This window comes from Serratia sp. GW822-FHT06E05, assembly GCF_058799445.1.
Window position 1 is genome coordinate 223,443 of record NZ_JBXALM010000006.1, and the last position, 19,847, is coordinate 243,289.

Here is a 19,847-nt window from a genome sequence, read left to right on the forward strand (position 1 = left end):
GTTCTTTCCTGCATCAGGCTAAAAAAAGGGCGATGTCACCATCGCCCTGGGTATGACAAACTTCGACGTTAGGCGCCAGCCGGCACGTCGTGCGCGGTGTTTTTCAGCACCTCGCCCTGATACTTCTCGATCTGAAGCTGTGCCATTTGCCCGCAGTTACCCTGAGCCAGGCTGGAGGAGCCGACGTCGAAGGTCAGGCAGTTGACGTTGCCGTTCTTGCACAGCGAACCCGGCTGTGACGGATCGGCCGGATCGAACCAGGCACCTTCGCTGATGCGCACCACGCCAGGGCGCACGTCTTCGCTCACCACCGCACCCACCAGGATCTGGCCCCGATCGTTAAAGGCCCGCACCAGATCGCCATTGGCAATGCCGCGTGACTGGGCGTCCTGCGGGTGGATCACAATCGCTTCCCGATCGGCTACCGCGTATTTCTTGCGCAGTGGCGTGTTGTCGAGCTGCGAATGCAGGCGGTTGATCGGGTGCGCGGTGTTCAGCGACAGCGGGTATTTCACCGCTTCCGGGCCGCGATACCATTCATGCGGCGGCATCCAGGTCGGAATGCCTGGGCAATCCTGATACTTCATTTTGGCAATGGCGTCGGAGTAGATCTCGATTTTACCGGATGGCGTCCCCAGTGGATTGAGCAGCGGGTTTTCGCGATAGTCGGCGAAACGCACCCATTGGGTATTGGCCTCCGGCACCGGGAAGCGCACGTAGTTGTTGGACTCCCAGAACATATCGAACGGTGGCAGGGCTACCCGTGCAGCACGTGCCTGAGTTTTCATGTCATCGTACATGCCTTTCAGCCATTGGGTTTCATCTTTGCCTTCGGTAAAGGCGTCCTGCACCCCCAGCTTAGCCGCCATGGCCGCGAAAATATCGAAATCGCTGCGTGATTCATGCTGCGGCGCGACGCACTGGTGCATCGGGAACACATAAAGCTGTGAGTAATCGCCGCCCATTTCGAGATCGTTGCGTTCGTAGCTGGTGGTGGCCGGCAGAACGATATCGGCATGCTTGGCGGTGGCGGTCCAATAAGGTTCGTTCACCACGATGGTGTCCGGCCGCTGCCAGGCCTTGACCAGATTGTTGGTGTCCTGATGCTGGTGGAAGGTGTTGCCGCCCGCCACATACACCATTTTCACCTCGGGGTAGGTGACCTGCGCGCCGTTGAAATTAATTGTCTTGCCCGGGTTGGTCAGGCATTCGGCGATGCGCGCCACCGGGATCGGTGCCGGTGAGTTCTTCGGTGCGTTACCGGCAGAGATACCGGAAATGATGCCGCCTTTCGCCGTCGGGCTGCCGCCGGAGGAGTAGTGATAGCTGAAGCCGAAGCCGCCGCCCGGCAGGCCAATCTGGCCGAGCATCGCCGCCACGGTAACCAACAGCCAATGCTGCTGTTCGCCATGATGCTGGCGTTGGATCCCCCAGCCGCCCATGATCATGGTGCGATTTTTCGCCATGTCGCGTGCTAACTGACGCAGCACATCAGCATCGACGCCGCACACATCGGCCGCCCATTCGGCAGTTTTCGGCGTACCGTCGGTTTCACCCAACAGATAGGCCTGGAACTTGTCGAAACCGGCGGTGTAGGTTTTCAGGAAGTCCGGGTTATGCAGCTTCTCGGTCAGTAGCGTGTGGGCGATGCCGATCAGCATGGCGCCGTCGGTATAAGGACGCGGAGCGATCCACTGCGCATCGACGAATTTGGCGCTGTCGTTGTGTACCGGATCAATGCTGATCACTCGGGTACCTTTCTTCTTCAGCGCCTCAAAGCCCGTCTGGCCGTAGTGGTCCGGGACGTTCCAGCTGTTTTTCAGCGTGATCATCGGGTTACAGCCCCACAGCACCACCAGTTGGCTGTTTTCAATCACGTTCGGCCAGGCGGTCTGCTGTTCGTAAACCTCCATGGAGCCCACCACGTGCGACATGATCACCTGCGCGGCACCGGTGGAGTAGTCGCCCGCGTAACCGAGGAAGCCGCCGGTCAGGTTCATCAGGCGTTGCAGCAGCGTGCGGCTGTTATGCAGCATTCCGACGCTTTTCCAGCCATAAGAACCGGCATAAATGGACTGCGGGCCATGGTCTTTCTGCAAGCGGGTGATCTCACCACAGACCAAATCAATCGCCTTGTCCCAACTAACGCGTACCCACTCGTCACGACCACGCAGTTCGGTACGGCTGCCAGGGCCGCCTTCCAGCCAACTTTTGCGCACCATCGGGTATTTGATACGGTTTTCGGCGTGCACCTGATAGGGCGCCATGGTGATCAGTTCGTTCGGATAAGGATCGTCTTTGACCGGCTGCACGCCGACCATTTTACCGTCCTGGACGATGGCTTCGAAGGCGCCCCAGTGCGCGCCGGTCAAAATGCCTTTTTGTGCCTGACGCAACACGACGAATTGCGGCAGCGCCTGGCTGATGGCCTGGGCCAACGCTGACTTGGGCCACAGGCCCGCCAGTAGCGGTGCTGCGGCCAGCGCGGTCGCGCCAGTCAGGAAGCGGCGGCGGCTCATTTTTAACGCTTGTTGTTGATATTTGCTCATTTCGCTTCTCCCTTAAAGCTTGGCTGGTGCGGCTGGCTGCATGTCACTGGCGTGTTTCTGCACGTACTGTGTCAGAACGCGCAGCTGTTCCTGCGTCAGCGAAGTGCGTGGAGCCATACCTTTAATTACGCCGATCCACTGGTTGGCGTTGAAGCGATCGAGGGCTGTGAGGCCGTGACAACCGGTGCAGTTGGCCGACATCATATCTGCCGTGTAGCGCCAGATTTTTTGCTGATCGTCGATCAGTTGTTTGCGCGGCAGCCAAACTTGCAGAGAAACCTGATGCCATACCAGACCGGTTTCGGCATCGGTCATGGTGGTGCCGGTTTTCAGCAGTTTGCGAGCGTCTTCACCCAGCAGCACGCTGAGGATGCGCTTGCCCTGCGCGGCGTAGAACACTTCAGCGACACCGTCTTGCTGCCAGCCGGTGACGTTGGCCAGCACTTTGTCGCCTTCCTGTTTCACCACCTGCACTTCGGTGGATGGCATCAGGTTGCCGGCATTGTGGCTGTCGTCCGGTTTGAGGAAGAAGGGTTCTGTGGCAATGGTGTACAACGTGGTGGCGGTTGGCGAGGTTTCAGCGGCGGCTTTCGCCAACTCGGCGGCTCCGGCCTGGGCTGCACCGCTCATGTCCGGCAGGATATGTGCGACGCCTTTATGGCAGTCGATACAGGTTTCACCCTGCTTGATGGCCACCGGATGCTGGATACGCGCTTCAGGCCGTTGGGCGGTGATGTCCATTGCGTCAAAGCTGTGGCAAGAGCGGCAGGTGGCGGAGTCGTTTTCTTTGAGCGTTTTCCAGACCGACTGCGCCATGGCCAGCTTGTGCGCCTCGTATTTCTCAGGCGTATCGATGGTGCCCACCATCTCGCCATAAATGTCTTTTACCGCGCGGATTTTGGTCCACAGGTAGTCGAGTGGCTCATGGGGAACGTGACAGTCGGCACATTCAGCGCGAATGCCCTTGGTATTTTGGAAGTGAACGCTGCCCTGATATTCGGCCAGCGGTTGTTGCATGGTGTGGCAGGAGACGCAGAAGGCGGTGTCGCTGGTTTTATGGAATACGGTGGCGGTACCCGCCAATAATGCTGCCCCGAGGATAATTCCGAGCAGCAAAATCCACAGCCATCCCCAGCGGTGCTTTTTTATCAAGCCAGTGAGTTTATTGGTCATATTGAATCCGCTTATAATTATGAAATACCAAGGAAAACCTTGCCAAAAAAAAAGTGCCGGACGAGCGCCGACATACCTGAGGAAGTATAGGTACTATTGGTAAAGTCATCTAATACTATAGGGGTATTTTTAGAAGAAAAATGGTCGTTCGGGGGATTTTTCAGCGTTATATTCTGGATTATATAACGCATTTTTCATGTGGATTTATCAGACTATGAGCGAGATCACGGAAAGGAGAGCTAAACCGTGATTGAAAACAGCTATTTTGCCGGTAGGTAAGTTTGGCCCGTCTGCCACAGATGAATGGCATTACGGCTGGCTTCAAAATGCGGTTCAGGTAATGCATCCGGCAGGCACCAGCGCCATTCAGCACATTTTTCCGGTTCTTTCAGCTCGGCTTCCCCGCCAGGATGGGGCGTCAGCAAACAGATGGAAACCGTATGCTTTCCCTCGGCGCGCCAGGTTTGCAGATTATTGCTGATGCCGACAAAGCTCGGTGGGGCGATGATCAGCCCGGTCTCTTCGGCGATCTCGCGCTGTGCGCACTGTTCAAAGGTTTCGCCGGCATCCAGATGCCCGCCCGGGATGGACCAGAAGGGGGCGTGCTTACCGCAGCGTTTGCCCAGCAAAATTTCCCCTTGTTCATTGACAATGATTACGCCTACGCCCGCCACTACAGTCATGTTTCCCTCCGTCAGCAAAATTTCAGCACAGTATGTCATTTTAGCGCTGCGACGGGTAACCCTAAGGGAAAAGTGTGCGTAAGGTCAAAAATCTATCACGTCAAAATTGAGAAAACTTGCTTTCGCTCATGGGGGCTTACACACTCCTTGAAACGTTTCAGCGTTATGGGCGCGATAATGTCGTACCGGTAACGCTCCTTTTTCCCAACGAAGCTGAAACGATTCAATTCAGCAGGAGAGGAGAATCATGTTCCAGTTGTCACAGCAAGATATTCACCTGGGTGCTACCGCGAGTAACAAACAGGAGGCCATCCGTCAGGTGGCTGCCGCACTGACCGAGGCCGGCTGCGTCAGCGCGCCTTACGTGGACGGCATGTTGCAGCGTGAGCTGCAAACTTCCACTTATCTTGGGAACGGTATCGCCATCCCGCATGGCACTACCGATACCCGCGATCTGGTGCTGAACACCGGCGTGCAGGTGTTTCAGTTCCCTCAGGGTATCGAGTGGGGCGAAGGCCAAACTGCTTACGTAGTGATCGGCATTGCCGCACGTTCCGATGAACACCTGGCGCTGTTGCGTCAGTTGACCCACGTTCTGAGCGACGACAGCGTAGCCGAACAGCTGGCGAAAACCACCTCGGCAGAAGAGTTACGCAGCTTGTTGATGGGCGAAAAACTGACGGCGGAATTCAAGTTCGACGCTTCCTTGATTGCGCTAGACGTGGCCGCCGACAGCCTGATGACGCTGCAGGCGCTGAATGCGGGCCGCCTGCAGAAAATCGGTGCGGTTAACGCTCAATTCGTCAGCGACGTCATCACCCGCAAGCCGCTGAATCTGGGGCAGGGCATTTGGCTAAGCGACAGCACCGAAGGCAACTTGGCTAGCGCGGCTACGGTAAGCCGTCCGGCGCAGCCGTTTGACGAAGAGGGCGAGCAGGTTGCGCTCTTGCTGACGCTGTCGGTGGCTGACCAGCAGCCGCTGGCAGTGCTGAATTACCTCAGCGATCTGCTGTTGGCGAACAAAGCTGAACGCTTGCTGAACGCGGATGCCGTCACCCTGTTGGCATTGCTGACCAGTGAGGTGGAAGAAGAAAACACCACGCTGAGCGCTGAGTACGTGATCCGTAACGAACACGGCCTGCATGCCCGTCCGGGCACGGCGCTGGTCAATGTGATCAAGCAATTCAGCAGTGAAATTACCGTCACTAACCTGGATGGCAGTGGCAAACCGGCCAACGGACGTAGCCTGATGAAGGTGGTGGCGTTGGGCGTGAAAAAAGGACATCACCTGCGTTTTACCGCCAAAGGTGAAGATGCTGAAACGGCGCTGAAGGCGATCGGTGAAGCGATTAACGAAGGACTGGGCGAGGGCGCAGCATGAGCAGAAGAGTAGCAACAATTACCTTGAATCCGGCTTACGATCTGGTGGGCTTTTGCCCGGAGATCGAGCGCGGTGAAGTGAACCTGGTCAAAACCGCCGGCCTTCACGCCGCCGGGAAAGGCATCAACGTCGCCAAGGTGCTGAAGGATCTGGGTATTGATGTGACGGTGGGCGGCTTCCTGGGAAAAGACAACCAGGACGGTTTCCAACTGCTGTTCAGCGATCTGGGCATTGCCAACCGCTTCCAGGTGGTGCCGGGACGCACCCGTATTAACGTCAAACTGACCGAAAAAGACGGTGAAGTCACCGATTTCAATTTCTCCGGTTTTGAAGTCAGCGGGCAGGACTGGGAACGTTTCGTGACCGATTCCCTGAGCTGGCTGGGCCAGTTCGACATGGTCGCGGTCAGCGGCAGCCTGCCGGCGGGGGTCGATCCCGACGCTTTCACCGACTGGATGATCCGTTTGCGCGCCCAGTGCCCGTGCATCATTTTCGACAGCAGCCGTGAAGCCCTGGTTGCCGGCTTGAAAGCGGCGCCGTGGTTGGTGAAACCGAATCGCCGCGAACTGGAAATTTGGGCCGGGCGTCCGTTGCCGCAGCTGGCTGACGTGGTCGAAGCGGCGCATGCGCTGCGCGATCAGGGCATTGCCCACGTGGTTATCTCCCTCGGTGCCGAAGGCGCGCTGTGGGTCAACGCGTCCGGCGCCTGGATTGCCAAGCCACCGGCCTGCGAAGTGGTCAGCACCGTGGGTGCCGGCGACTCGATGGTCGGCGGCCTGATTTACGGCCTGCTGATGCGTGAATCCAGTGAACACACTTTGCGTTTGGCCACCGCCGTGGCTGCGCTGGCGGTAAGCCAGAGCAACGTTGGCGTGACCGACCGTCCACAGTTGGCCGCGATGATGGCGCGTGTCGATCTGAAACCTTTTAATCAATAGCAGGAGGCAGAATGAAAACACTGCTGATGATAGACAATTCGCTGGGGCAGGCACGTAGTCACCTGGCGAAACGCATGCTTGGCGCTGCTGCGGTGAAAACCGGCCTGACGTTGGTTGAGTCAGCCGTCGACGCTGAACTGGTGGTGGTGGCAGGGCAAACTGTACCTGCTGACGCCGCGCTGAACGGCAAACGGGTTTATGTGGGTGATGTGGCGCATGCGGTGCGTGAGCCGGAAGCCTTCCTGGCGCAGGCGATGGCCGAAGCGAAAGCCTATCAGGCACCGGCCGCGGCAGCCGTCGAACCGGCTAAAGCTGCCGGTCAAAAACGTATCGTGGCCATCACCGCTTGCCCGACCGGCGTGGCCCATACCTTTATGGCGGCCGAAGCCATTGAAAGTGAAGCCAAAAAGCGTGGCTGGTGGGTGAAAGTTGAAACCCGCGGCTCCGTCGGCGCTGGCAATGCCATTACGCCAGAAGAAGTGGCGGCGGCCGACCTGGTGATCGTGGCGGCGGACATTGAAGTGGATCTGGATAAGTTTGCCGGCAAGCCGATGTACCGTACCTCTACCGGCCTGGCGCTGAAAAAAACGGCGCAGGAACTGGACAAGGCGCAGGCCGAGGCCGAGATTTTCCAACCGCAAAAAAGCGGTGCGCCGGCCACCGCCGGTAAGAAGAAAGAGAGCGCCGGCCCGTATCGTCACCTGTTGACCGGCGTGTCTTACATGCTGCCGATGGTGGTGGCGGGTGGTTTGTGTATCGCATTGTCGTTCGTGTTCGGTATCAAGGCATTCGAAGTCAAGGGCACGCTGGCAGCGGCGTTGATGCAGATCGGCGGCGGCTCAGCCTTTGCGCTGATGGTGCCGGTATTGGCCGGTTTTATTGCCTTCTCGATCGCTGACCGTCCGGGCCTGACGCCGGGGTTAATTGGCGGCATGCTGGCCGTCAGCACCGGCGCCGGTTTCCTCGGCGGTATCATTGCCGGTTTCCTGGCGGGCTATGTGGCCAAATTTATCAGCACCAAACTGCGTCTGCCGCAGAGTATGGAAGCGCTGAAGCCGATCCTGATCATTCCCTTGGTCGCCAGCCTGATTGTCGGCTTGATCATGATTTTCATCGTCGGTACGCCGGTAGCGAAAATTATGGAAGGCCTGACTCACTGGCTGCAATCACTGGGTACCGCCAATGCGGTGCTGCTGGGGGCGATCCTCGGTGCCATGATGTGTACCGATATGGGCGGTCCGGTTAACAAGGCGGCCTATGCTTTTGGTGTGGCGCTGCTGAGCTCGTCGGTATATGCCCCTATGGCGGCCATTATGGCGGCCGGTATGGTGCCACCGCTGGCGATGGGTCTGGCAACATTACTGGCGCGTCGCAAGTTCGAGAAGTCCGAGCAGGAAGGCGGTAAAGCAGCGCTGGTGTTGGGCCTGTGCTTTATCTCCGAAGGTGCAATTCCGTTTGCCGCCCGTGATCCGATGCGCGTGTTGCCATGCTGCATCGCGGGTGGCGCATTGACCGGCGCACTGTCGATGGCATTCGGCGCCAAGCTGATGGCACCGCACGGTGGGTTGTTCGTTCTGCTGATCCCTGGCGCTATCACACCGGTGCTGTTGTATCTGGTGGCGATCGTTGCCGGTACGCTGCTGGCGGGGGTGTCTTACGCACTGCTGAAACGTGCTGAAGTCCCTGCGGCTACGGTAGCGTAACGCTGGCGCAGGCAATAAAAAACCGGAGCTCAGGCTCCGGTTTTTTTTATCTGGCAATTACTGCTGCGCCTTCAGCCAGGCGATCTCTTCCGCCCAGATATCCGGGTTTACGGTTTCCAGGATCAGCGGGATATTGTTGAAACGATCGTCACGCATGATATAGCTGAATACTGTTTTACCGATATTGCCTTCACCCAGGCTGTGGTGACGGTCGACGCGGCTGCCAAACTCGCTCTTGGCGTCGTTCAGGTGCATGCCGCGCAGGTACTTGAACCCCACGATGTCGCCGAGCTCTTTAAACGTCTGCTCGCAGGTTTCTTCGGTACGCAAATCGTAACCGGCGGCAAAGGCGTGGCAGGTATCGATGCAAACGCCGACGCGGCTCTTGTCTTCCACGCCATCGATAATCGCCGCCAAATGTTCAAATTTGAAGCCCAGATTGCTGCCCTGACCGGCGGTGTTTTCGATAACCGCCGTCACGCCCTCGGTCTTGTCCAGCACCATGTTGATGGATTCAGCGATGCGTGCCAGGCATTTGTCTTCCTCAATTTGCAACAGGTGGCTGCCGGGGTGGAAGTTCAGCAGGGTCAGCCCCAGTTGTTCGCAGCGCTGCATTTCATCAAGAAAGGCTTCGCGGGATTTTTCCAACGCCTCGGTCACCGGGTGGCCAAGGTTAATCAGATAGCTGTCGTGCGGCAGGATCTGCCCTGGGCCGTAGCCGTACTGCGCACAGGCGCTTTTAAACTTATCGATCACGTCGGCAGGCAGCGGGGCGGCCTTCCATTGACGCTGATTTTTAGTGAACAGGGCGAATGCGGTCGCCTCCAATTCGTGCGCGCGGATAACCGCCTGATCCACGCCGCCTGACGCGCTGACATGTGCACCGACAAACTTCATTTTCATTCTCCTGTGTAATCGGCGTCATTATGGCATTGATAGCGGAAGGATTGAATGGCAGGAAAAGCGCAGGCCCGCGGTTGCGGGCCTGAAGGGAAGCAAATCAGATAAAATGCTGCACCAGAAGGTTAATGGCGCCGCCGCCCACAATCAGCCAAACGAACAGCAGCGTGGCGAGCAGGATTGGCTTAACCCCGGCCTGGCGCACCGCGCTGATGTGGGTGGTCAATCCCAGCGCCGCCATGGCCATCGCCAGCATCCAGGTATCGGCGGTAATCAGGTGTTTTACCAGTGCCGCCGGGATCAGGTCGAATGAGTTCAACCCGGCAACGGCGATAAACAGCACCGCAAACCACGGAATGGTTATCGCGGATTTTTCTGCCTGGCTACCGGTGCTTCCTGCGCTACGGCTGCGGCTGATATAGCCTGAGAGCAGCAGCAGGAAAGGGGCCAGCATCATGACGCGGATCATTTTGGCGATGACCGCGGCGTTTTCAGCATCCGGCCCGATAGCGTGCCCGGCAGCGACCACCTGCGCCACTTCATGAATGGTTGAACCGGTAAAGATGCCGAAACTTTCCTGATTAAACGGCAGCCACTGGAAATGCTCGTTCAACTGATACAGCCACGGATAAGCGAAGATCGCCAGCGTACCGAAGACCACCACGGTGCTTACCGCCACCGCCACCTTGTTGGAGTCGGCTTTCAGCACCGGCTCGGTCGCCATCACGGCCGCCGCGCCGCAAATGCTGCTGCCGGCGCCGATCAGCATCGCGGTCTGGCTGTCGATACCGAACACTTTTTTACCCAGCCAGCAGGCGAGCAGGAAAGTGGTGCTCAGGGTCAATGCATCAATAATGATGCCGGTGGTGCCTACGTCAGCAATTTGCTGAAACGTCAGGCGAAAACCGTAAAGGATAATACCCAGACGCAATAAACGCTGTTTGGCGAGCTGAACACCGCCATGGCAGCTCGGTTGTAGCCAGGGATACAGCGTATTGCCGACTAAAATACCGAGCAAAATCGCCAGCGTCAGCGCGCCCAGTCCCAGCCCGGCTACCCAGGGAATATCACCTATCCAGACCGCCAGCGCAGTGATGGCACCGGTTAGCAGCAGCCCCGGCACCAGCCGAGGTAGACCGAATAGCGGAAATTGCCGCGTTGGAAAATCGTGTGTGGTATTGGTCGCCATAAGTCAGCCCTTGTCATCAAATCCTTGAGCCAAAGACTACGTGCTGGCGACATAAAAGAGAAATTGATTATATATTTATAACCTATCTGAATAAGTGGTTAGTCTGCGGCCTGAAGCATGAGTGGCCCCCATGTCGATTTCTGCAAACGTGATAACCTTAGTGTTATTCACCCTGTGCGTTGCTGCTGGCCAGTGGCGCAGATTTAGCATTAGTTTCAGTGGCTTTACTGACAGGCCGCTTTTTTGTATATCGAGAAGTTTATGCATATCACCTTACGTCAATTGGAAGTTTTTACCGAAGTGCTGAAAAGCGGTTCGACCACGCAGGCCTCGGTAGTTCTGGCGTTATCGCAATCGGCAGTCAGTGCGGCGCTGGCCGACCTCGAAGGGCAGCTGGGCGTGCAGTTGTTCGATCGTGTCGGTAAACGTCTGGTCATCAATGAGCATGGGCGGCTGCTGTACCCGAAGGCGCTGGCGTTGCTGGAGCAGGCCGGAGAGATTGAGCAACTCTTCCGTCATGACGGTGGCGCGCTGCGCATCGCGGCCAGCAGCACCATCGGTAACTATATGTTGCCGGAGATGATTGCCCGTTATCGGCAAGATTTTCCCGCCACGCCGCTGGAGCTCAATGTGGGAAACAGTCAGGACGTGATTGTCGCGGTCGCAGATTTTCGGGTCGATTTAGGCCTGATCGAAGGCCCTTGCCATATGCCGGAGCTGGTCACTCAGCCGTGGCTGGAGGATGAGCTGGTGGTGTTCGCTGCACCTGACAATCCGCTGGCGGGCCAGCCTTTAACCTTGGCGATGTTGGCGAATGCGCCGTGGATCCTGCGCGAACGGGGCTCGGGCACGCGTGAAGTGTTGGATCATCTGTTACTGGCGCATCTGCCGCACTTTCAGCTGGTGATGGAGCTGGGGAACTCGGAAGCGATCAAACATGCGGTGCGCCACGGCATTGGCATCAGTTGCCTGTCGCGGCGGGTGATAGGCGAACAGTTGGCCAGCGGTGCGCTGGTGGAACTGCAGCTGCCGTTGCCGCCCTTGATGCGAACGCTTTATCTGATCCATCACCGGCAAAAGCACATCTCCAATGCCCTGCAGCGTTTTCTCAGCTACTGCACGCTTGCGTCCTGAAAATGCCTCCGTAAGCAGAAACGAAGCATAAAAATCTGCACCCTGTCACATTAATGACAGTAAGTAAGGCCTAGAGGGCCGTTGCTAATAATTAGCCCTGAATTATGAAGCTATCTTATATCAGTGCAATGTTACTAGTTCGCCGGCGGGTATTTGTTACAATCCGCCCTTATTTTTTTTGACCAGCAGATAGGGTAAGAATGGCTCAGCAGGATATAAAAACATCGGGGCAACCAGCACCCGGATTGCGGCGCGAGCTGAAAGCGCGGCACTTAACCATGATTGCTATTGGTGGTTCTATCGGCACCGGTCTGTTTGTCGCCTCTGGGGCGACCGTTTCGCAGGCAGGCCCAGGCGGGGCATTGCTGTCTTATGCGTTGATCGGGCTGATGGTGTACTTCTTGATGACCAGCCTGGGTGAACTGGCGGCCTTTATGCCGGTGTCCGGTTCTTTCTCCACCTACGGCGCCAAATATGTGGAAGAAGGCTTTGGCTTCGCGCTGGGTTGGAACTACTGGTACAACTGGGCGGTGACCATCGCCGTTGACCTGGTAGCGTCGCAGTTGGTCATGACCTATTGGTTCCCGGATACTCCGGGTTGGATCTGGAGCGCGCTGTTCCTGTGCCTGATGTTCCTGTTGAACTACATTTCGGTTAAGGGTTTCGGCGAAGCAGAATACTGGTTCTCACTGATCAAAGTGACCACTGTCATCATCTTTATCGCCATTGGCGTGCTGATGATTTTCGGCATCCTCAAAGGGGGCGAGCACGCGGGGTGGCAGAACTGGACCATCGGCGACGCGCCGTTTGCCGGAGGGTTCTCGGCGATGATAGGCGTGGCGATGATTGTCGGCTTCTCGTTCCAGGGTACCGAGCTTATTGGCATCGCGGCCGGCGAATCTGAAAATCCGGGCAAAAATATCCCGCGCGCGGTGCGTCAGGTGTTCTGGCGTATCCTGCTGTTCTATATCTTCGCGATCCTGATTATCAGCCTGATTATTCCTTATACCGATCCGAGCCTGCTGCGCAATGATGTGAAAGACATCAGCGTCAGCCCGTTCACCCTGGTGTTCCAGCATGCCGGTTTGCTGTCGGCGGCGGCGGTGATGAACGCGGTGATCCTGACGGCGGTATTGTCTGCCGGTAACTCCGGGATGTACGCCTCAACCCGTATGCTGTTTACTCTGGCGTCGGAAGGCAAAGCGCCGCGTATCTTCGCCAAACTGTCGAAGGGCGGGGTGCCACGTAATGCATTGTATGCGACGACCGTGGTTGCGGGCTTGTGCTTCCTGAGCTCGATGTTCGGCAACCAGTCGGTTTACCTGTGGCTGCTGAACACCTCGGGTATGACCGGCTTTATTGCCTGGTTGGGGATTGCCATCAGCCATTACCGCTTCCGTCGCGGTTATATGATCCAGGGGCATGACCTGAACGACTTACCTTACCGTTCCGGCTTCTTCCCGCTGGGCCCGATCTTTGCCTTTGTGCTGTGCCTGATCATCACGTTGGGTCAGAACTATCAGGCATTCCTGCAAGATCGAATCGACTGGTACGGCGTGACCGCGACCTACATCGGCATTCCGCTGTTCCTGATCATTTGGTTCGGTTACAAGCTGACGCGCGGCACCCGTGTCGTGAAGTACAGCGAAATGGAATTCCCGAAAATGGACGTGAATTAACGTCTTGTATGAAACGCGGCGGGAGCCCGCCGCGTTATCCTTATCCCCTGACTAGCTATTCCTTCCCTTTTACCGTCAGCGCCCGCTGCGCCGCGGCCATCAAACTATCAACCGATTGATAATCCTGGGTTAACGCCAATACTCCGGTATTGAGCTGCAGCGATACCTCACCGAATGCGCCAAAAGCGTAGGGGGCTTCCAGCGCCGGAATGAAGCGTGCCAAAAATTCACCTTCGGAACCGTAAGGCAGATCGTGAACCAGGATCAGAAACTGACCGCCGGTATAGCGGCAGACAAAATCACTGGGGCGCACCAACATTTTCAGGCGTTCGCCGATGGTGCGCAGCACGTCATCGCCGATCTGCACGCCGTGGCTCTGATACAACGCCGCCAGCGGGGTAAAGTCGAAAATAAACAGATGGGAAAGCGGATGCACCGTTGCCGAAGGACGACAAATATCCTGCATCACGGCTTCACCGCCTGCACGGTTGAGGAAACCGGTCAAATGATCCTGATGGGCGGCTTGCTGTTTTTCCGCGCTCAGGGTGACGCGCTCAGCGAGCTGGCGATGATAAGACGTGGTCAACCCATGGGCCAACACTAGCCACAGCGGGATGATATCCGCCAGTAAAAACAGGTTTTGCACGCGTGACAGCGGCGCGGCCAGCAAATAGGGGAGCGTCAGCACCATGATTTCCAGCAGGGCAAAACGCGGTGCTGCGGCGTGGCGTTGCATCAGCCAGAAGGCCAGTCCGGTAATCAGCAAGCCGGCAAACAAGATGAGCACCATGCGGCCAGAAAGCATGGCCATCAGGGCGACAGCGCCCACCAGTGCGCACCACAGCAGTACCGTCACCAGCATCGCGTTGGGCCAACGGAGCGGATTGGCTCGCGCCAGCCACCAACGTCCGCCGGTCAGCAACAACAGCAGCAGCATCAGACCCACGCCGATCGCCTTGTGGCTCAGCCAGATATAGCCCAGCAGCAGCAGCGCCACCCCGGCGGCATTCAACCATGGCGTGGCGGGAGAAGGCACCAAGGTAAGCCGCATCTGGCGTTGTAATTTGGCGTCATCAGCCAGCCGTGGGCTTTGCACCAGCCAGTGCAGCAGGGCGGGTTTTTTAGGCGTTAACGCAGGTGTTCGACTTCTCATTGCAGCCTCTTTGATAAGGGTCCCGAAAACCGGCCCTAAATATCCGGCCCGGCGCGGGCGCCAGTGACCAGTCAGGATTTGGATTCTATGTGGTTTTATTGCAATTTGTCACAGCTGTGCAGAGTGGGGCGATATTTTCGGAATTGTTAACCCTGGGTGCTGAGGCGAGGGTATGGCAAGGGTTTGGCTAATAACGTTATAAAATAAAGTGTTACATCTTTATATGGCAGGTAATAGCTATTGATATGATTGATAAGTATTATCGTTTGCTTTATTGTTAGCGGCTGCTTATTCCGTTCAGGCGGCCGTTTCCGCGCCGCTGTGGTCATTGTCGTAACAGGTATCCGAAATAATGAGCGTATCCACCGATCCTATGCCTGACGCCAAGGGTAAACCCGACGTCAACGCCATGGGGCGTTATCACCATATTCTCCGCCACCGTTTATTGATGATGGGGGTGTTGGCACTGGCGATTATGGGTTCGCTGCTGCTGGATTTTACCATGGGCCCATCCGGGCTCTCTTTGTCTTCCCTGTGGCAAACCCTGATTGATCCTGCGGCGGCCGACGCCGGCACGCGGGTTATCGTCTGGGATATTCGTCTGCCTTACGCCTTGATGGCGGTGGTGGTGGGCTTTGCGCTTGGCCTGGCCGGTGCAGAAATGCAGACCATCCTCAACAACCCACTGGCCAGCCCCTTTACCCTCGGCGTCTCTTCTGCCGCGGCTTTCGGTGCGGCGCTGGCTATCGTGTTGGGGATTGGCGTTCCAGGCATCCCCGATCAATGGTTTATTTCCGCTAACGCGTTTATTTTCGCCCTGTTCGCCGCATTGATGTTGGACGGCATTACGCGTTGGACACGGGTGGCCACCTCTGGCGTGGTGTTGTTCGGCATCGCGCTGGTGTTCACCTTTAACGCCCTGGTTTCCATGATGCAGTTTATTGCCAGCGAAGACACGCTGCAGGGGCTGGTGTTCTGGACTATGGGCAGCCTGGCGCGGGCTTCGTGGGACAAACTGGGCATTTTGCTCGGCGTATTCGTCGTGCTGCTGCCATTGTCGATGATGAGCTCGTGGAAGTTGACCGCGCTGCGTTTGGGAGAAGATCGGGCAGTGAGCTTCGGTATCGACGTGCGCCGTCTGCGTCTGACGACCCTGTTGCGCATCAGCATTCTTTCCGCGCTGGCGGTGGCCTTTGTTGGGCCTATCGGTTTTATCGGGCTGGTGGCGCCACACATCGCCCGAATGATCTTCGGTGAAGATCACCGTTTCTATCTGCCGGCCAGTGCGTTGATTGGCGCGCTGGTACTGTCGATGGCCTCCGTGGCGTCGAAAAACCTGATCCCGGGCATTATCATTCCGGTGGGCATCGTTACCTCGCTGGTGGGCGTGCCATTCTTCCTGAGCATTATTCTGCGTCATCGGGGGAATGTATGAATCAGGGATTGCGTATTGAAGGCTTCTCCGCTGGCTACCCCAAGCGTCAGGTTATCAGCAACCTGGCGGTCCCGATGCTGCCGCGCGGGCAAATCACCGTGCTGCTGGGGCCGAACGGCAGCGGTAAGTCAACGCTGCTGCGCTCGCTGGCGGGTTTAAACCCTGCACAGGGGAAACTGTGGCTGGACGACATCGATTTGATGCAGATGCCATTCGCCCGCCGTGCGGAGAAGGTGGTGTATTTGCCACAGTCTTTGCCAGCCGGTGTGCATCTGCACGTGCTGGAATCGATCATCGTGGCGCAACGCGCTTCGGGCGGCCGCAGCAATGCTGGCAGCGAGGCCGAGGTAATGGCGCTGCTGGAGCAGCTTGGCATTGCCCACCTGGCGCTGAGCTATCTCGATCAGCTTTCCGGCGGACAGAAACAGTTGGTGGGGTTGGCGCAGTCGCTGATCCGTCAGCCTTCGTTGCTGCTGCTGGATGAACCGCTGAGCGCGCTCGATCTTAACTATCAGTTCCACGTGATGGATTTGGTACGCAAAGAGACGCGCAAACGCAATATCATCACGGTGGTGGTGGTGCATGACATCAATATAGCGCTGCGTCATGGCGATCATGTGCTGATGCTGCAGGATGGCGAATTGATTGCCGACGGTGCGCCGGAAGAGGTGATCACGCCGCAGAGTCTGGCACGGGTGTATGGCGTTCGTGGGCGCATTGAGCGTTGCTCGCAGGGAACGCCGCAGGTGCTGATTGACGGGTTGGTGAACCAACCGTCGATTTGATCCCTGGTGGATAGCAAAAAACCCGGCACTTCACAGCGCCGGGTTTTTTATTACTTCTTGTTCAGCGCCTCGGCGACGCGTTCGACGATATGCTGGCTGGTGATGATGCCGCCGGAAAGATAGACCTCAGCCGCCGGCAGATAAACCACCTGACCTTTCTTGACCGCTGCGGTGTTTTTCAACGCCGTGGTGGTGAGGATCTTCTGCGGAGCTACCGCGTTCGGACGACCGGTGGCTGCATCGCGATCGATAATGAACAGCCAGTCCGGGTTCAACTGAGCCACTTGTTCCGGGGTGAGTTTATTGCCGCGGACATCGGCGTTGTCGCTTTGCAGCGCAGACTGGAACCCGAGGGCGTCATAGGTAAAGCTGAAACGGCTCTTGGGCGCGTAGGCGCTGATTTTCCCGCCGGAGAACAGCACAACCAGGCCACGCCCGGCTTTGGCCACCTGCGGTTTGATCGCCGCAATCTCGGCGTCCAGTTTGTCTACTGCAGCCTGAGCCTGCGGCTGTTTATCGAATAGCTCACCCAGTTGCAGGGTGCGTTGTTTCAGGCTGCCCAGTTGATCCTGCGGATCGATTGCCATATTTAACGTCGGCGCAATGCCGCTGAGTTCGGCATAGGCCTTGGAGGAACGACCGGCGATCAGGATCAGATCCGGTTTGGCAGCGCGTAGCGTGGCCATATCCGGCTCAAACAGGGTCCCGGCATTGAGGTATTTGGCATTTTGGTACTGTTTCAGGCTGTCCGGCAGCATGGTGCGGTTGCCCGGCAGTGCCAGCGGCTCTACGCCCAGCAACTGCAATGTTTCCAGCGAAGCATAGTCCAGCACCACTACGCGCTGTGGGTGCTTTTTCACTTCGGTGGTGCCGTTCAGATGTTGAAAACTGACGGTCGCAGGGGCATCCGCGGCCGGTGTGCGAACCTTGCCGTTACAGCCGGCTAGCGCGATACAGGCCAGCAGGGCGAGAACCATAGGGGAGCGGCGTAATGTCATTGTGGCTTCCTTGGGTGAGAGAAATAAAAAGGGCGCGCAGCGCGCGCCCAAAGTGGCATCAGAAGTTGTAGGTCATGCCGACGGTGTAACGGCGGCCATCCAGCACGGTATTGTAGTTATCGTAATCGACGGTCTTGTCGAGGATGTTGTAAACCCCGCCGGTCACCATCAGATTTTTATTCGCCTGGTAGCTCAGGCCGGCGTCAACAAAGGTATAAGACGGCGTGCTCTTGGCCATCGAAGAACGGCTCATGTAGTCCGAAGTCTTGCTGCGGAAGTTAACGCGCGACCACAGGCTGACGTCATGCGTGGCCTGCCAGTCCAGGACGCTGTTAACCATATGCTTCGGCATTTGGTTCAGCGGTTTGCCCTGGAAATCCCCGCTCTTCTGTTCGGAGGTGGTGTAGGTATAGTTGGTGGTCAACTGCCAATCTTTGGTGATTTCCCAACCGAAAGTGGCTTCTACGCCGCGCATATTGGCTTTATCGACGTTGGTGCGGTCGCTGATAAAGTAATACGGCGTATTGCCGATCATGCACTGCGCGTCACCGTCGCCGCTGTCACAGCGACGCACTTCGGTGATTTTGTCTTTGAAGTCGGTGTTAAACAGGGTAACGCTGGCGTTCAGACCTTGCAGGTTATCCCACATCACGCCGATCTCTTCGCTCAGGCTCTTCTCTGGTTTCAGATCCGGGTTACCGATAATGATTGAAGTGCGGCCACCGCCGGTGATTTGCCCCCAGCCGGCAGAGGATTGGCGCAGATCCGGCGAGCGATAGCCCGCGGAGACGCCGCCTTTCAACGTAAATTGCTCGGTCAGGTGCCAGACGCCATACATGCGCGGCGTCCAGTGGTTGCCGTAGTTCTGGTCCTGATCCATACGGATACCGCTGGTCAGGCTGAAGTCGTTGGTCATCGCCCATTCGTCTTCGGCAAACAGCGCCCAGCTCCAGCGCGTCAGCTGGTTCAGCTTATCGGCTGCGGCTAACTGATTACCGCCATCACTCAACTTTTCGTAACGGTACTGGCCGCCCAGGTTCAGCATATGGCTGCCGAGATCAAACTGGGTTTGCGTATTGAAGATGGTGTTGTACATCTTCATATCGCGGCCGGGGTTGTTGGTCTCTTCGCGCTGAATATAACTGGTGGTGTTGCCGAAGTCGTAATAACCGTTGTGGGTTAACGCGTAGTTGGTACGGGTGTACAGGCTGTCGCTGGCACTGTTCGGCGTACACTTTTTGTTGCGGCAGTTTTCGGTCGCCATGGATTTGCCCGGCGTACTGTTTCGATCCTGCAAAGAGCGGCCGATTTCGAAATCGAAGTCGTTCTGTTCGTTTGGCGTCAGGCTGAATACCGCGGTGCCGCTGCGCATGCGCTGTTCATTGAAGCCGTTGAGGATTTGGTCCTCGGCGCGGCGCGACAGCAGGCCGTTGACCCGCAGGCCCAGCAGGCCTTCAATCAGCGGGCCGGAAGCGTAGGCGTTGGTCTGGAAAATATCGCCGGAATTGCTGTTTTCCTGGAAGGTGGCGTCACCGTGCAGTGAACCTTTCCATGCCTGAGTGGTGGAGGTTTTGCGGGTGATGACGTTGATTACGCCGCCCATGGCGTCGGAGCCGTACAGCGAAGACATCGGGCCGCGTACCACTTCGATGCGTTCAATCGCTTCCAGCGGCGGCAGCCAGCCTTGTTCAATGCCTGCGTTGTCGCTGTTCGGGCGGGTGCCGCGGGTGTCTACGCGTTTGCCGTCGACCAGGATCAAGGTGTATTTGGAGGACATGCCGCGGATGCTGATATCGCTGCTGCTGCCACCGCCGGTTACGACGACGCCCGGCACGTCTTTCAACGCATCGGTAATGTCGCGGTAGGCTTTGTCTTCAATTTGCTGACGTGGGATGACCGAAATGGACGCCGGGGAGTCCTGGATTTTCTGCTGGAAACCGGAAGCGGTTACCACCATGGTGTCCTGAGCGTCTGGTTGCGCAGCGACGGCGCCGGCGCTGGTCAATGTAGCAATGATCAATGCGGTTAATTTGTTATAACGTGGCTTTTCCATGAGGCAAACCTTTCCTGGTCTGATGTAAATCGACAAAGTGTCGTTTTAACGTGTTGAATAATAATTAGAAACTTGCCCCGTCATTGCGGGGTTC

At 57.2% G+C, this 19,847-nt stretch carries 15 protein-coding genes; 7 read left to right on the forward strand and 8 right to left on the reverse strand.

What is annotated here, in order from left to right:
• Nucleotides 1-68 precede the first annotated feature (68 nt).
• The 3 genes from torA to AC1RKC_RS15945 form a co-directional block, all read right to left on the reverse strand.
• Complete coding sequence (gene torA, locus AC1RKC_RS15935; RefSeq protein ID WP_020827765.1) at nucleotides 69-2,549, reverse strand: trimethylamine-N-oxide reductase TorA; 2,481 nt, start codon at nucleotides 2,547-2,549, stop codon at nucleotides 69-71.
• Between the two features lie 12 nt (nucleotides 2,550-2,561).
• A complete protein-coding gene (locus AC1RKC_RS15940; protein WP_020827764.1) occupies nucleotides 2,562-3,722 on the reverse strand; it encodes a NapC/NirT family cytochrome c in 1,161 nt (386 codons plus the stop codon).
• A 260-nt stretch (nucleotides 3,723-3,982) separates the two neighbouring features.
• On the reverse strand, nucleotides 3,983-4,405 hold the full coding sequence (locus AC1RKC_RS15945) for a nucleotide triphosphate diphosphatase NUDT15 (RefSeq protein WP_020827763.1): 423 nt from the start codon (nucleotides 4,403-4,405) through the stop codon (nucleotides 3,983-3,985).
• A gap of 247 nt (nucleotides 4,406-4,652) precedes the next feature.
• Between AC1RKC_RS15945 and fruB the strand changes: the two genes are divergently transcribed.
• From fruB to fruA, 3 genes are read left to right on the forward strand one after another with little or no spacing between them, the layout of a single operon-like run.
• Complete coding sequence (fruB, locus tag AC1RKC_RS15950; RefSeq protein WP_122079869.1) at nucleotides 4,653-5,786, forward strand: fused PTS fructose transporter subunit IIA/HPr protein; 1,134 nt, start codon at nucleotides 4,653-4,655, stop codon at nucleotides 5,784-5,786.
• Entirely contained in the window at nucleotides 5,783-6,724 is a 942-nt protein-coding gene (gene fruK / locus AC1RKC_RS15955; protein WP_012145945.1) for a 1-phosphofructokinase, read from the forward strand. The genes fruB and fruK overlap by 4 nt, the downstream gene beginning before the upstream one ends.
• An 11-nt stretch (nucleotides 6,725-6,735) precedes the next feature.
• Nucleotides 6,736-8,427 carry a PTS fructose transporter subunit IIBC gene (gene fruA, locus AC1RKC_RS15960; RefSeq protein WP_493092296.1) on the forward strand — a complete coding sequence of 564 codons (1,692 nt, stop codon included), beginning with the start codon at nucleotides 6,736-6,738 and terminating at the stop codon, nucleotides 8,425-8,427.
• 57 nt (nucleotides 8,428-8,484) lie between these two features.
• Here the strand turns inward: fruA and nfo are convergent, their stop codons facing one another.
• Together nfo and AC1RKC_RS15970 are read right to left on the reverse strand one after the other, a co-directional pair.
• Nucleotides 8,485-9,324, reverse strand: coding sequence for a deoxyribonuclease IV (gene nfo / locus AC1RKC_RS15965; protein WP_020827759.1), 840 nt, complete (start codon nucleotides 9,322-9,324; stop codon nucleotides 8,485-8,487).
• A 103-nt stretch (nucleotides 9,325-9,427) separates the two neighbouring features.
• A complete protein-coding gene (locus tag AC1RKC_RS15970; protein WP_261449194.1) occupies nucleotides 9,428-10,516 on the reverse strand; it encodes a YeiH family protein in 1,089 nt (362 codons plus the stop codon).
• 261 nt (nucleotides 10,517-10,777) lie between these two features.
• On the opposite strand from AC1RKC_RS15970, the gene yieE reads away from it, so the two are divergent.
• Both yieE and AC1RKC_RS15980 read left to right on the forward strand, forming a co-directional pair.
• Nucleotides 10,778-11,650, forward strand: a complete 873-nt coding sequence (gene yieE, locus AC1RKC_RS15975) for a DNA-binding transcriptional regulator YeiE (RefSeq protein ID WP_041415520.1) — start codon at nucleotides 10,778-10,780, stop codon at nucleotides 11,648-11,650.
• A gap of 200 nt (nucleotides 11,651-11,850) precedes the next feature.
• Nucleotides 11,851-13,329, forward strand: coding sequence for an amino acid permease (locus AC1RKC_RS15980; protein WP_041414759.1), 1,479 nt, complete (start codon nucleotides 11,851-11,853; stop codon nucleotides 13,327-13,329).
• Nucleotides 13,330-13,384: 55 nt separating this feature from the next.
• Here AC1RKC_RS15980 and AC1RKC_RS15985 read toward each other — a convergent pair whose 3' ends face one another.
• The gene (locus AC1RKC_RS15985; protein WP_493092297.1) at nucleotides 13,385-14,482 is read right to left on the reverse strand and encodes a GGDEF domain-containing protein; all 1,098 of its coding nucleotides are present in this window, start codon (nucleotides 14,480-14,482) and stop codon (nucleotides 13,385-13,387) included.
• A gap of 352 nt (nucleotides 14,483-14,834) precedes the next feature.
• Between AC1RKC_RS15985 and AC1RKC_RS15990 the strand changes: the two genes are divergently transcribed.
• Entirely contained in the window at nucleotides 14,835-15,917 is a 1,083-nt protein-coding gene (locus tag AC1RKC_RS15990; protein WP_020827754.1) for a FecCD family ABC transporter permease, read from the forward strand.
• Nucleotides 15,914-16,702, forward strand: coding sequence for an ABC transporter ATP-binding protein (locus tag AC1RKC_RS15995; RefSeq protein WP_020827753.1), 789 nt, complete (start codon nucleotides 15,914-15,916; stop codon nucleotides 16,700-16,702). Before AC1RKC_RS15990 ends, AC1RKC_RS15995 begins: the two co-directional genes overlap by 4 nt.
• Nucleotides 16,703-16,752: 50 nt before the next feature.
• Here AC1RKC_RS15995 and AC1RKC_RS16000 read toward each other — a convergent pair whose 3' ends face one another.
• Both AC1RKC_RS16000 and AC1RKC_RS16005 read right to left on the reverse strand, forming a co-directional pair.
• The gene (locus AC1RKC_RS16000; RefSeq protein WP_116690101.1) at nucleotides 16,753-17,700 is read right to left on the reverse strand and encodes a siderophore ABC transporter substrate-binding protein; all 948 of its coding nucleotides are present in this window, start codon (nucleotides 17,698-17,700) and stop codon (nucleotides 16,753-16,755) included.
• A 58-nt stretch (nucleotides 17,701-17,758) separates the two neighbouring features.
• Nucleotides 17,759-19,753 (reverse strand): ligand-gated channel protein, encoded by a 1,995-nt coding sequence (locus tag AC1RKC_RS16005; protein ID WP_493092298.1) that lies wholly within the window; start codon nucleotides 19,751-19,753, stop codon nucleotides 17,759-17,761.
• Between the last annotated feature and the right edge of the window lie 94 nt (nucleotides 19,754-19,847).